We start from the raw sequence: 13,114 nt of genomic DNA, 5'->3' as shown, positions 1-13,114 counted from the left end.
TACGGGCAGAGTGAGTATAGCTGCACAAATGGCATTGGATGGTCATAACGCGCATAAAAATGAAAAAGGCCAGCGCGAGGCTGGCCTTGATAGCGGTGCGGTCAGTGGATTATTTCAGGCCGGCAGCGTCGCGCAGCAGCGCGGCTTTGTCGGTTTTTTCCCACGGGAAAGATTCGCGACCGAAGTGACCGTATGCAGCGGTCTCTTTATAGATCGGGTGCAGCAGATCCAGCATCTGAATCAGGCCGTACGGACGCAGGTCGAAGAACTCACGAACCAGCAGCGTTAACTGCTCGGTGGATACCTTCTCAGTGCCGAAGGTTTCAACCATGATTGAGGTCGGCTCTGCCACGCCGATGGCGTAGGAGACCTGGATTTCACAGCGATCGGCAAGGCCAGCAGCAACGATGTTTTTCGCCACATAACGCGCCGCGTACGCTGCGGAACGGTCAACTTTCGACGGATCTTTACCGGAGAATGCGCCGCCGCCGTGACGGGCCATGCCGCCGTAGGTGTCAACGATGATTTTACGGCCGGTCAGACCACAGTCGCCCATCGGGCCGCCGATCACAAAGCGGCCGGTCGGGTTGATAAAGAATTTAGTAGAGGCGTTCAGCCACTCGGTAGGCAGGATCGGCTTGATGATCTCTTCCATCACCGCTTCCTGCAGTGATTTCTGATCGATATCTTCTGAATGCTGGGTGGAGAGCACTACAGCATCAATGCCAACGATTTTGCCGTCGTCATACTGGAAGGTGACCTGGCTTTTCGCGTCCGGACGCAGCCACGGCAGGGTGCCGTTTTTGCGCACTTCAGCCTGGCGTTCAACCAGACGGTGAGCGTAGGTGATTGGCGCTGGCATCAGCACGTCGGTTTCGTTGGTCGCATAGCCAAACATCAGGCCCTGGTCGCCCGCGCCCTGCTCCAGCGGATCGGCACGGTCAACGCCCTGGTTGATATCCGGGGACTGCTTACCGATTGCGCTCAGTACGGCGCAAGAGTTGGCGTCAAAGCCCATGTCGGAGTGAACATAGCCGATCTCGCGCACGGTGTTACGAGTAATCTCTTCGATATCCACCCATGCGCTGGTGGTGATTTCGCCACCGACCAGCACCATGCCGGTTTTCACGTACGTTTCACAAGCGACGCGCGCTTTAGGGTCCTGCTCGAGGATTGCATCCAGCACAGCGTCAGAAATTTGGTCAGCAATTTTGTCAGGATGCCCTTCAGAGACGGACTCGGACGTAAAAAGGTGTTTTGCCATAATAAATTTTCACCTGGTGTAATTCGGTTGGATCGAATTCTGTGTTCGGCTCTCTTCGCGGTGGCTACGCAAAGATGACACAAGAAGTCTGTGTGTTAATCGGTCTGGACGGATTAACATCTGGACGGCTATTTTAGGTTACTTATTCATCCCATTGCCAGCGTTTTTTGATCTGCGTCGTCTCCTGACACACTCTGTCACGGAAAATTTTCCTGGCAATGGGGCAAGAAGGCCTTTTTTATTTTGCTTTTTCACCTGGTTATCGGTATAAAACGCCGCGCGCGGCTCATCAAAAAAGCGCACGGCATCGCTGCTGTGTCGCCACTTCCAGCCGGGTTAAGCAGTGTATTTAATGGCTTTGGCTTGTCGCGGGTCGTCATGGCTTGCGTGGAGGTGATACGAAATAATGAACCGTCGTTTTCCGAATATTCTGCCGCGTCGTTCTGATGTGCACGCATTTCCCATCATTCGCATCTCTGATCTGCAAACCAGCCGATGTTATCCCCATTTCGGCGCTTCTCAGGACTCCAGGGCCGGTAAGGCATTGTGATAACTGAACAAGGGCTCTCCTGAGCATCAGGAGTTTTCTCGTGGTTTCGCCGGCCTGTCATACTCGGGTCCGGACAGATGTTTTACTATCATATGAACCAGAAACCGGTCGCGCAGTCGGTGCTTTGGCATGTTATGCCGAAAATCATGGCTGTTTATGGGTTGTTATCGCTATGTGTCACTGCGATAGTAGTCAACTATTTCATCCCCGTGTCGCTTCGCCTCGCCAATGAGCAGCGTGACGTTCACAGGGTATACACTTTAATTAAGTGAGGTTCGCAATGTCTGACGACATCTCTTCAGTTTCGCCTTCGTCAGCAGGCGAACACGGTGCACTACGTTCCATGCAGGAGGTAGCGATGAGCTCCCAGGAAGCCAGCAAGATGCTACGGACTTACAATATTGCCTGGTGGGGCAATAACTACTATGACGTCAACGAGCTGGGCCACATCAGCGTGTGCCCCGATCCGGATGTCCCCGAGGCGCGTGTCGATCTGGCACAGCTGGTAAAAGCGCGTGAAGCGCAGGGCCAGCGTTTACCGGCGCTCTTCTGCTTCCCGCAGATCCTGCAACACCGTCTGCGCTCGATTAACGCCGCCTTCAAACGCGCGCGTGAATCCTATGGTTATAACGGCGACTACTTCCTGGTTTACCCAATCAAGGTTAACCAGCACCGTCGCGTCATTGAATCCCTGATCCACTCCGGCGAACCGCTGGGGCTGGAAGCGGGTTCAAAAGCGGAGCTGATGGCGGTACTCGCCCATGCGGGCATGACCCGTTCAGTGATCGTCTGTAACGGCTATAAAGACCGTGAATACATCCGCCTGGCGCTGATTGGCGAGAAGATGGGCCACAAGGTCTATCTGGTGATCGAGAAGATGAGCGAAATCGCCATCGTGCTGGAAGAAGCTGAACGTCTGAACGTGATCCCGCGCCTTGGCGTGCGTGCGCGTCTGGCATCGCAAGGCTCCGGCAAATGGCAATCCTCCGGCGGTGAGAAGTCGAAGTTTGGCCTGGCGGCGACGCAGGTGCTGCAACTGGTTGAGATGCTGCGTGAGCGCGGTCGTCTGGACAGCATTCAACTGCTGCACTTCCACCTCGGTTCACAGATGGCCAATATTCGCGATATCGCCACCGGCGTGCGCGAGTCTGCCCGTTTCTACGTTGAGCTGCACAAGCTGGGCGTGAATATTCAGTGCTTCGACGTTGGCGGCGGTTTGGGTGTCGATTATGAAGGCACCCGTTCACAATCCGACTGCTCCGTTAACTACGGCCTGAACGAGTACGCGAACAATATTATCTGGGCGATTGGCGATGCCTGTGAAGAGCACGGTTTACCGCACCCGACGGTGATCACCGAATCGGGCCGCGCGGTGACTGCGCACCATACGGTGCTGGTCTCCAATATCATTGGCGTTGAGCGCAACGAATACACCCCGGCCATTCCGCCGGCGGAAGATGCGCCGCGCGCGCTGCAAAGCATGTGGGAAACCTGGCAGGAGATGCACGAGCCGGGGACGCGGCGTTCGCTGCGCGAGTGGCTGCATGATAGCCAGATGGATCTGCACGACATTCACGTTGGTTACTCTTCCGGCACCTTTAGCCTGCAAGAGCGTGCGTGGGCAGAGCAGCTCTATCTGAACATGTGCCATGAAGTGCAGAAGCAGCTCGATCCGAGCAACCGTGCGCACCGTCCGATTATCGACGAACTGCAGGAGCGTATGGCGGACAAGATGTACGTCAACTTCTCCCTGTTCCAGTCGATGCCGGATGCGTGGGGTATCGATCAGCTCTTCCCGGTGCTGCCGCTGGAAGGGTTGAACCATGCGCCGGAGCGCCGTGCGGTGCTGCTGGATATTACCTGTGACTCCGATGGTGCTATCGATCACTATGTCGATGGCGACGGTATTGCCACAACGATGCCAATGCCGGAGTACGATCCGGAGAACCCGCCGATGCTGGGCTTCTTTATGGTCGGTGCCTATCAGGAGATCCTCGGCAACATGCACAACCTGTTCGGTGATACCGAAGCGGTTGACGTGTTTGTCTTCCCGGATGGCAGCGTGGAAGTGGAGCTTTCTGATGAAGGCGATACCGTGGCCGATATGCTGGAGTACGTGCAGCTCGATCCGGGCAAGCTGTTAACCCAGTTCCGCGATCAGGTTAAAGAGACCGGGCTGGACGATGCGCTGCAGCAGCAGTTCCTCGAAGAGTTCGAAGCGGGTCTCTACGGCTATACCTATCTGGAAGATGAGTAACCTCATCCCACGGCGTGAGCCGCAATGAAATCAATCCCCTCCTGGCCCAGGCCCGGAGGGGATTTTTTTATCGGCGCTGCCGGGACGTAATAAAAAGGAGGCAAGCGCCTCCTTTATTGATTACTTGATGCCGTCTGCGGCCATACGGTCGCGAATGTGCTGGGCACGGGCTTCTGAAGCCGGGTGATCGTCAAACATTGAGCTTTGGCGGCCCTGGTCCATCTTCGCCAGTTTCTCGAAGCTGGTGGCTAAACCGACCGGGTTAATGCCGCGCTTACGCAGCAGGTCGTAAGAGTAGTCATCCGCTTCCGACTCCTGACGCTGGGAGAACTGTGAGTTGACCAGTTTTTCTCCGAGCGCACCAAGCTGCGACTGGGACAAACTACCAACCACGCCGCCCGCCGAGGCTGCCGCTGCGCGCACCGCGTTGGTACCGAGCGCGACCTGCATCCCTTTCTTCACGTGGCCGAGCGCAACGTGGCCCATTTCGTGGCCAACTACCGCTTCGACTTCATTGTCGGTCATCATATCCATCAGGCCGCTGTAGACGCGGATGCAGCCATTCGCCATCGCAAAGGCGTTAACGTCTTTAGTGACATACACCTTGTAGTTCACCGGCTGGCCGTTGATGTTGTCGCCAAGGGCGGCGGCAATTTTGTTCACGCGTTGGCTGTATTCGCTGCTTGCTGGTGCGATGGTAGCTTTGCTGTCCATCTGCTTACAGGCGTCGTCACTCAGGGCAATAACCTGCGCATCGCTCAGGGTGTAAGCCTGAAAGGCCTCCGCGCCGGAGCTGAGAAAACCGTTTGAATCCATGTTCTGACAACCGGCAAGCAAGGTTGTCATTCCCAGGGCAAGGAGGGCTGGGCGAATTTTCATTTATTATCTTCCGCAATGATTGAGTCGTTTTTTGCTCCGCCGTTCTTCTACACGAGAGGGCGGTGAGCGCCAGTATAAAGAAGAGAGTGTTGGACGGGCGAGGAGATTGCGCAACTTGCGAGCGGCTTCCAGAGATTTCTGAAGCGCAAAAGGATGCTCCATGTACATGATTACCCGCTTGGGTTACATTGTTGGCACTTTTTTCCGGCGTAGCCCAAAACGCGCTGTCGTCAAGTCGTTACGGGATTAGCCCTTAACAGTCCGATCTGGAGTCAAAATGTCCTCACGTAAAGAGCTTGCCAATGCTATTCGTGCGCTGAGCATGGACGCGGTACAGAAAGCCAAATCCGGTCACCCGGGAGCCCCGATGGGCATGGCAGACATCGCCGAAGTGTTATGGCGTGATTTCCTGAACCATAACCCGACGAATCCTGCATGGGCTGACCGCGACCGCTTTGTGCTGTCCAATGGTCACGGCTCGATGCTGATCTACAGCCTGCTGCACCTCACCGGCTACGATCTGCCGATTACCGAACTGCAGAACTTCCGCCAGCTGCACTCCAAAACGCCGGGTCACCCGGAAGTGGGTTACACCGCAGGCGTTGAAACCACCACCGGCCCGCTGGGGCAGGGGATTGCAAACGCAGTCGGTATGGCGATTGCCGAGAAGACGCTGGCCGCACAGTTCAACCGTCCGGGTCATGACATTGTTGACCACTTCACCTACGCCTTTATGGGCGACGGCTGCATGATGGAAGGCATCTCTCACGAAGCCTGCTCGCTGGCCGGTACGCTGAAGCTGGGCAAACTCGTTGCGTTCTATGACGACAACGGCATCTCTATCGACGGCCACGTTGAAGGCTGGTTCACCGACGATACCGCAAAACGCTTTGAAGCCTACGGCTGGCACGTGGTGCGCGGTGTGGACGGCCACGATGCCGACGCCATCAAACGCGCCGTTGAAGAAGCACGCAGCGTCACCGACAAACCGTCGCTGCTGATGTGCAAAACCATCATCGGTTTCGGCTCGCCGAACAAAGCCGGTACCCACGACTCCCACGGCGCGCCGCTGGGTGATGCGGAAGTGGCGCTGACCCGCGAACAGCTGGGCTGGAAACACGCTCCATTTGAGATCCCGTCTGAGATTTATGCGCAGTGGGATGCGAAAGAAATGGGTCAGGCGAAAGAGTCTGCGTGGAACGAGAAGTTCGCCGCTTACGCGAAAGCGTTCCCGGAGCTGGCTGCCGAATTCACTCGTCGTATGAAAGGCGAGATGCCGGAAGATTTCGCGGCGAAAGCCAACGAGTTCATTGCCAAACTGCAGGCCAACCCGGCGAAAATCGCCAGCCGTAAAGCTTCCCAAAACGCTATCGAAGCGTTTGGCCCGCTGCTGCCGGAGTTCCTTGGCGGTTCCGCTGACCTCGCGCCTTCCAACCTGACCCTGTGGTCCGGCTCGAAAGCGATCAATGAAGATGCCGCAGGCAACTACATTCACTACGGCGTGCGCGAGTTCGGTATGACCGCGATTGCCAACGGCATCTCTCTGCACGGCGGTTTTGTGCCGTACACCTCCACCTTCCTGATGTTCGTCGAGTATGCGCGTAACGCGGTACGTATGGCGGCGCTGATGAAGCAGCGTCAGGTGCTGGTTTACACCCACGACTCCATCGGTCTGGGTGAAGATGGCCCGACGCACCAGCCGGTTGAGCAGGTTGCTTCTCTGCGCCTGACCCCGAACGTCAGCACCTGGCGTCCGTGTGACCAGGTGGAATCTGCGGTTGCGTGGAAATATGGCGTTGAGCGTCACGACGGCCCGACGGCGCTGATCCTCTCTCGCCAGAACCTGGCGCAGCAGGAGCGTACCGAGCAGCAGCTGGCGGATATCGCTCGCGGCGGTTACGTGCTGAAAGATTGTGACGGTCAGCCGCAGCTGATCTTCATCGCCACCGGTTCTGAAGTGGAGCTGGCCGTTGCTGCATGGGAACGTCTGACGGCTGAAGGCGTGAAAGCGCGCGTGGTCTCCATGCCGTCTACCGACACCTTCGACAAGCAGGATGCTACTTACCGTGAAGCGGTGCTGCCGAAAGCTGTCAGCGCGCGCGTGGCGGTGGAAGCCGGTATCGCCGACTTCTGGTGCAAATACACCGGCCTGAACGGCGCGGTTGTTGGCATGACCACCTTTGGTGAGTCTGCGCCGGCAGAGCTGCTGTTCGAAGAGTTTGGCTTCACCGTAGATAACGTGGTCGCCAAAGCCAAAGAGCTGCTGTAATCCCCATTACCCGGTAGCGTTTCGCTTACCGGGTCTGCACTATTCCGTGCCGGAGCAGGCGTCATCGCCCTCCGGCACGTCTACGTTATGCCCTCACCACGCTCTCCTCTTTTTACTCAACGCTCTTAAAGCACCCTTGATCTATGTGTAAAAAATATACTGGATATCTATCCAGTAAGTTGTATACTATTTCCTCACCTTAACTGATGTGAGTTTGAGTAAGGAGTGAACATGCAGATCTCTGGTGAACACCTCAATTCGCAGGCTGCCGCGTCGACCATCAGCAGCCGCGAAATCGCGAAGCTGACGGGCGTAACCCATGCCGAAGTCAAACGGATGGTTAAAAGCCTGGAAACTGCGCAACGTCTTTCCCAGCCGGTAAGCGCCAATGCTTACGAGCGCGAGGGCGAAATGCGGCAGGAGTTTTTGCTCAACAAGCGCGACTCACTGTTGACGGTTTCACGCCTTTCTCCGGCTTTTACCGCCGAAATGCTCGATCGCTGGCAGGAGCGCGAAAAAACCGTCGGCCTGCCGGATTTTACCAATCCTGCCGCGGCGGCACGCGCCTGGGCGGAGCAGTATGAAAAGCGCCAGCGTGCGGAAGCGCAGCTTGCCATTACTGCGCCTAAAGCGGAGTTTTTCGACCAGTATGTGCGGGTTGAAGAGTCGCTCGGTTTCCGCCAGCTGTGCAAAATGCTGCGCGTGAAAGAGCCGCAGTTCCGCCGCTTTTTGCTGGAGCGCAATATCATGCAGCGGGTTAACGGCGCGCTGATGCCACCGCAGTACCATATCGATGCGGGTTACTTCACCGTGCATGGCGGCGTGGGCGAAAACAGCCACAGCTGGTCGCAGGCGCGCTTCACCGCGAAGGGCGTCAAATGGGTGGCCGATCTGTGGGCGAAAGAGCTCTCTGCGCAGCCGGTTGAGATGCCGCGCGCGGATCGCACCGAACCGCAGGTGCCGGAGCGCAGCTGGTTTTAAGCCGCGTTTAGTGCACGGCGTTTTATCGCAGAAGTGGGGGGAGTGAAACGGGTTCAGAGTAGCCCTCATCAGCCCGGCTTGTTTAATGCTTCACAACACACTCTCCCGTCTGATAAACCAGCAAGGACGCTTTTCTTCCCCCTTCGTTCGCTTTTCTGGCCCTCAGTTAGACCTCTCTTTTCCCGTCAATTATTCCAGCAAAAATGTGATGCAAGTCAGATTACTGGCGAATCCGTCTGGACAATCATTCCTTTTATTCCAGCTTTCGCTTATTCTAGCTGAAGCGTTTCAGTCGGCTAAATGTTCGACAAATAACCAAACAGACGCAGTTCAGGCAGGCGAGGATTCCCCTCTGGTGGCGACTGGATTACTCTGTCATCCACTTCAGGCGGGCTGGCCTTGCAGGAGAGTTATGAGCCTACGCATAGCGATTAACGGTTTCGGTCGCATCGGGCGCAACGTGGTTCGGGCACTCTACGAATCAGGGCGTCGCGCCGAGATCACCGTGGTGGCAATCAATGAACTGGCGGACGCCGCGGGGATCGCGCATCTGCTGAAGTACGACACCAGCCACGGGCGTTTTGCCTGGGACGTGCGCCAGGAGCGGGAGCAGCTATTTATTGGCGACGATGCCATTCGCCTCCTGCATGAAAGCGAGATTTCTGCGCTGCCGTGGCGCGAGCTGGGCGTTGATATCGTGCTTGATTGCACCGGCGTCTATGGCAGCCGGGAAGATGGCGAAGCCCATCTGGCGGCAGGCGCGAAAAAAGTGCTCTTCTCTCATCCTGGCAGCAGCGATCTCGACGCAACCATCGTCTTTGGCGTGAACCATATGACGCTGCGTCCCGAAGATCACCTTGTCTCCAACGCCTCCTGCACCACGAACTGTATTATTCCGGTGATCAAACTGCTCGACGAGGCTTACGGCATTGAGTGGGGAACGGTAACGACAATCCACTCGGCGATGCACGATCAGCAGGTGATTGACGCCTATCATGCCGATCTGCGCCGTACACGCGCAGCCAGCCAGTCAATCATCCCGGTCGATACCAAACTGGCGGCGGGCATCTCGCGCATTTTCCCGCAGTTTAATGACAAATTCGAAGCGATTGCGGTGCGCGTACCGACCATTAACGTCACCGCCATTGATTTAAGCGTAACGGTGCAAAAGCCGGTAAAAGCGAGTGAAGTCAACCAGTTGCTGCAAAAAGCAGCGCAGGGAACATTTCATGGTATAGTTGACTATACGGAATTACCGTTGGTCTCAATTGATTTTAACCACGATCCGCACAGCGCCATTGTCGATGGCACGCAAACCCGGGTCAGTGGTTCGCACCTGATTAAAACCCTTGTGTGGTGCGACAACGAATGGGGCTTTGCTAACCGTATGCTCGACACAACGTTAGCAATAGCTGCAGTGAGTTTCAGGTAAGGCACGCGAGTGTCTACAAAACTTAAGAATCATCGAGAGGATTCACCATGTCTGTAATTAAGATGACCGATCTGGATCTGGCTGGTAAACGCGTTCTAATCCGTGCGGATTTGAACGTACCGGTTAAAGAAGGGAAAGTGACCAGCGATGCGCGTATCCGTGCTTCTCTGCCGACCATCGAACTGGCGCTGAAACAGGGCGCGAAAGTGATGGTAACGTCTCACCTGGGTCGCCCGACCGAAGGTGAATACAACGAAGAATTCTCTCTGCTTCCGGTAGTTAACTATCTGAAAGACAAACTCTCCAACCCGGTTCGCCTGGCAAAAGATTACCTGGATGGCGTAGAAATCGCTGCCGGTGAGCTGGTCGTGCTGGAAAACGTACGCTTCAACAAAGGCGAGAAGAAAGACGACGAAACGCTGGCGAAGAAATATGCCGCGCTGTGCGACGTCTTTGTCATGGACGCCTTTGGTACTGCGCACCGCGCGCAGGCTTCTACTCACGGTGTCGGTAAATTTGCTGATGTCGCGTGCGCAGGCCCACTGCTGGCAGAAGAGCTGGACGCACTGGGTAAAGCGCTGAAAGAGCCGGCTCGCCCGATGGTGGCTATCGTTGGCGGCTCCAAAGTTTCTACCAAACTGACCGTGCTGGATTCCCTGTCCAAAATCGCTGACCAGTTGATCGTTGGCGGCGGTATCGCTAACACCTTCGTTGCAGCCCAGGGCCATAACGTTGGTAAATCCCTGTACGAAGCGGATCTGGTTGATGAAGCCAAACGTCTGCTGAGCACCTGCGATATCCCGGTTCCGACCGATGTGCGTGTGGCGACCGAGTTCTCCGAAACCGCTAACGCGACGCTGAAATCCGTTAATGACATCAAAGATGATGAGCAAATTCTGGATTTGGGCGACGTTTCCGCGCAGAAACTGGCTGAAATCCTGAAAAACGCCAAAACTATTCTGTGGAATGGTCCGGTTGGCGTCTTTGAGTTCCCGAACTTCCGTAAGGGTACTGAAATCGTGGCGAACGCCATCGCTGACAGCGACGCGTTCTCCATCGCAGGCGGCGGCGATACGCTGGCTGCTATCGATCTGTTCGGTATCGCTGACAAGATCTCCTACATCTCCACTGGCGGCGGCGCATTCCTCGAATTCGTGGAAGGCAAAGTTCTGCCGGCAGTAGCCATGCTCGAAGAGCGCGCTAAGCAGTAAGATCAGCAGGGCGGGGTAACCCGCCTTAATTTCAGCGCGCTATAAGGCACGCATTTTTCCAGGCCAAAGATACAGGACTACGTAACATGTCTAAAATTTTTGATTTCGTAAAACCTGGCGTGATCACCGGTGATGACGTTCAGAAAGTGTTCCAGGTAGCTAAAGAAAACAACTTCGCTCTGCCAGCAGTTAACTGCGTGGGCACTGACTCCATCAACGCCGTTCTGGAAGCCGCTGCGAAAGTTCGCGCACCGGTAATCGTACAGTTCTCCAACGGCGGCGCTGCGTTCATCGCGGGCAAAGGCGTGAAAACTGACGTTCCTCAGGGCGCGGCTATTCTGGGTGCTATCTCTGGCGCGCATCACGTTCACCAGATGGCAGAACACTACGGTGTGCCGGTTATTCTGCACACTGACCACTGCGCGAAAAAACTGCTGCCGTGGATCGACGGCCTGCTGGACGCGGGTGAAAAACACTTCGCTGCTACCGGCAAACCGCTGTTCTCTTCTCACATGATCGACCTGTCTGAAGAGTCTCTGGAAGAAAACATCGAGATCTGCTCTAAGTACCTGGAGCGCATGTCCAAAATGGGCATGACCCTTGAGATCGAACTGGGCTGCACCGGCGGTGAAGAAGATGGCGTCGACAACAGCCATATGGACGCATCTGCTCTCTACACCCAGCCGGAAGACGTGGACTACGCTTACACCAAGCTGAACGCCATCAGCCCGCGTTTCACCATCGCGGCTTCCTTCGGTAACGTTCACGGTGTTTACAAGCCGGGTAACGTTAAACTGACCCCGACTATCCTGCGCGACTCTCAGGAGTATGTTTCTAAGAAACATAACCTGCCGCACAACAGCCTGAACTTCGTGTTCCACGGCGGTTCCGGCTCTTCTGCTCAGGAAATCAAAGACTCCGTAAGCTACGGCGTTATCAAAATGAACATCGATACCGATACCCAATGGGCAACCTGGGAAGGTATTCTGAAGTACTACAAAGATAACGAAGGCTACCTGCAGAGCCAGCTGGGCAACCCGAAAGGCGAAGACCAGCCGAACAAGAAATACTACGACCCGCGCGTATGGCTGCGTGCAGCGCAGACCAGCATGGTGACGCGTCTGGAGCAGGCATTTAAAGAGCTGAACGCGGTAGACGTTCTGTAATTTACGCCGCTCTTTTCCGAAAAGGCCCGCACTTTGCGGGCCTTTTTTATTGCGAATTCAATAAGCTGCTATTCGCCCGCGAATGTTAACTATTTGGCGAAAGCGCCTCTTTTTGTTTACCCTTTAGGGGGCTGTCCTTTTGGCAAGGGGCGTTTTTTCCGTTTTGGAACAATAGAAGGAAGCACAATATGGAAGATCTTCACGTTGTCGATAGCATCAACAACGCGGGCTCCTGGCTGGTAAATAACCAGGCGCTGCTGTTGAGCTATGCCGTAAATATCGTGGCGGCGATCGCCATTATCATCGTCGGTATGATTGTGGCGCGCGTTATTTCGAACGCCATTAACCGTGTGATGCGTGCAAGACACATTGACGCCACCGTTGCGGACTTCCTCTCCGCACTGGTTCGCTACGGTATTATCGCGTTTACCCTGATTGCTGCGCTGGGGCGCGTCGGCGTACAAACGGCGTCGGTGATCGCGGTGCTCGGTGCCGCCGGCCTGGCCATTGGTCTGGCGCTGCAAGGGTCGCTCTCCAACCTCGCGGCGGGCGTGCTGCTGGTGACCTTCCGTCCGTTCCGCTCTGGCGAGTATGTTGATCTGGGCGGCGTTGCCGGCACGGTATTGCAGGTGCAGATTTTCTCGACCACCCTGCGCACGCCGGATGGCCGCATTATCGTCATCCCGAACGGTAAAATCATCGCGGGCAACATCATTAACTTCTCCCGCGAGCCGGTGCGCCGTAACGAGCTGATTATCGGTGTGGCCTATGATTCGGATATCGACCAGGTCAAACGTATTCTGAACGAGATTATCCAGGCCGATGACCGCATCATCAAAGATCGCGAGATGACAGTACGCCTCAACGAGCTGGGCGCGTCGTCGATCAACTTTGTGGTGCGTATCTGGAGTAAAAGTAGCGATCTGCAAAACGTCTACTGGGATGTACTGGAGACCATCAAGCGCCGTTTCGATGAGGAAGGGATTAGCTTCCCGTTCCCGCAAATGGATGTGAATTTAAAACGGGTTAAAGAGCAACCTGACGAGTAAGCACAAGGCCGACACTGTCGGCCTTTTTTATCGCTGTCGTCATTAGCTGGTTAATG

Annotated in this window: 11 protein-coding genes; 9 read left to right on the top strand and 2 right to left on the bottom strand. The window is 55.7% G+C overall.

The genetic code is table 11. The features are described 5' to 3' along the window. Positions 1-109: 109 nt before the first annotated feature. The gene (gene metK / locus SOM48_RS10560; RefSeq protein ID WP_076769184.1) at positions 110-1,264 is read right to left on the bottom strand and encodes a methionine adenosyltransferase; all 1,155 of its coding nucleotides are present in this window, start codon (positions 1,262-1,264) and stop codon (positions 110-112) included. A gap of 406 nt (positions 1,265-1,670) precedes the next feature. Between metK and SOM48_RS22755 the strand changes: the two genes are divergently transcribed. The 3 genes from SOM48_RS22755 to speA all read left to right on the top strand — a co-directional run bounded on the left by SOM48_RS22755 (position 1,671) and on the right by speA (position 4,071). Continuing rightward, the gene (locus SOM48_RS22755; protein ID WP_419979817.1) at positions 1,671-1,814 is read left to right on the top strand and encodes a hypothetical protein; all 144 of its coding nucleotides are present in this window, start codon (positions 1,671-1,673) and stop codon (positions 1,812-1,814) included. A gap of 77 nt (positions 1,815-1,891) precedes the next feature. Then, complete coding sequence (yqgB, locus tag SOM48_RS22635) at positions 1,892-2,086, top strand: acid stress response protein YqgB (RefSeq protein WP_128482135.1); 195 nt, start codon at positions 1,892-1,894, stop codon at positions 2,084-2,086. Positions 2,087-2,094: 8 nt separating this feature from the next. Further along, positions 2,095-4,071 (top strand): biosynthetic arginine decarboxylase, encoded by a 1,977-nt coding sequence (gene speA, locus SOM48_RS10555; protein WP_139569346.1) that lies wholly within the window; start codon positions 2,095-2,097, stop codon positions 4,069-4,071. A gap of 120 nt (positions 4,072-4,191) precedes the next feature. Here the strand turns inward: speA and loiP are convergent, their stop codons facing one another. Next, positions 4,192-4,950: a metalloprotease LoiP gene (loiP, locus tag SOM48_RS10550; protein WP_042713594.1), complete on the bottom strand. Its 759-nt coding sequence runs from the start codon at positions 4,948-4,950 to the stop codon at positions 4,192-4,194. Positions 4,951-5,227: 277 nt separating this feature from the next. Between loiP and tkt the strand changes: the two genes are divergently transcribed. The 6 genes from tkt (at position 5,228) to mscS (ending at position 13,058) form a co-directional block, all read left to right on the top strand. Further along, the gene (tkt, locus tag SOM48_RS10545) at positions 5,228-7,219 is read left to right on the top strand and encodes a transketolase (protein WP_320511898.1); all 1,992 of its coding nucleotides are present in this window, start codon (positions 5,228-5,230) and stop codon (positions 7,217-7,219) included. A 231-nt stretch (positions 7,220-7,450) separates the two neighbouring features. Further along, complete coding sequence (locus tag SOM48_RS10540; RefSeq protein WP_139965685.1) at positions 7,451-8,200, top strand: phage antirepressor KilAC domain-containing protein; 750 nt, start codon at positions 7,451-7,453, stop codon at positions 8,198-8,200. Positions 8,201-8,612: 412 nt separating this feature from the next. Then, complete coding sequence (epd, locus tag SOM48_RS10535; RefSeq protein WP_076769180.1) at positions 8,613-9,632, top strand: erythrose-4-phosphate dehydrogenase; 1,020 nt, start codon at positions 8,613-8,615, stop codon at positions 9,630-9,632. A gap of 47 nt (positions 9,633-9,679) precedes the next feature. Continuing rightward, positions 9,680-10,843, top strand: coding sequence for a phosphoglycerate kinase (gene pgk, locus SOM48_RS10530; RefSeq protein WP_023481068.1), 1,164 nt, complete (start codon positions 9,680-9,682; stop codon positions 10,841-10,843). Between the two features lie 86 nt (positions 10,844-10,929). Beyond that, positions 10,930-12,009: a class II fructose-bisphosphate aldolase gene (gene fbaA, locus SOM48_RS10525; protein ID WP_023480871.1), complete on the top strand. Its 1,080-nt coding sequence runs from the start codon at positions 10,930-10,932 to the stop codon at positions 12,007-12,009. 188 nt (positions 12,010-12,197) lie between these two features. Beyond that, positions 12,198-13,058, top strand: coding sequence for a small-conductance mechanosensitive channel MscS (mscS, locus tag SOM48_RS10520; protein ID WP_139965687.1), 861 nt, complete (start codon positions 12,198-12,200; stop codon positions 13,056-13,058). Positions 13,059-13,114: the final 56 nt, after the last annotated feature.

Origin of the sequence: Kosakonia sp. CFBP8986 (assembly GCF_034044935.1) — a bacterium.
Lineage (GTDB): Bacteria > Pseudomonadota > Gammaproteobacteria > Enterobacterales > Enterobacteriaceae > Kosakonia > Kosakonia cowanii.
Note: the sequence above shows the minus strand (reverse complement) of the source record. Positions and strands in the feature narration are given on the sequence as shown.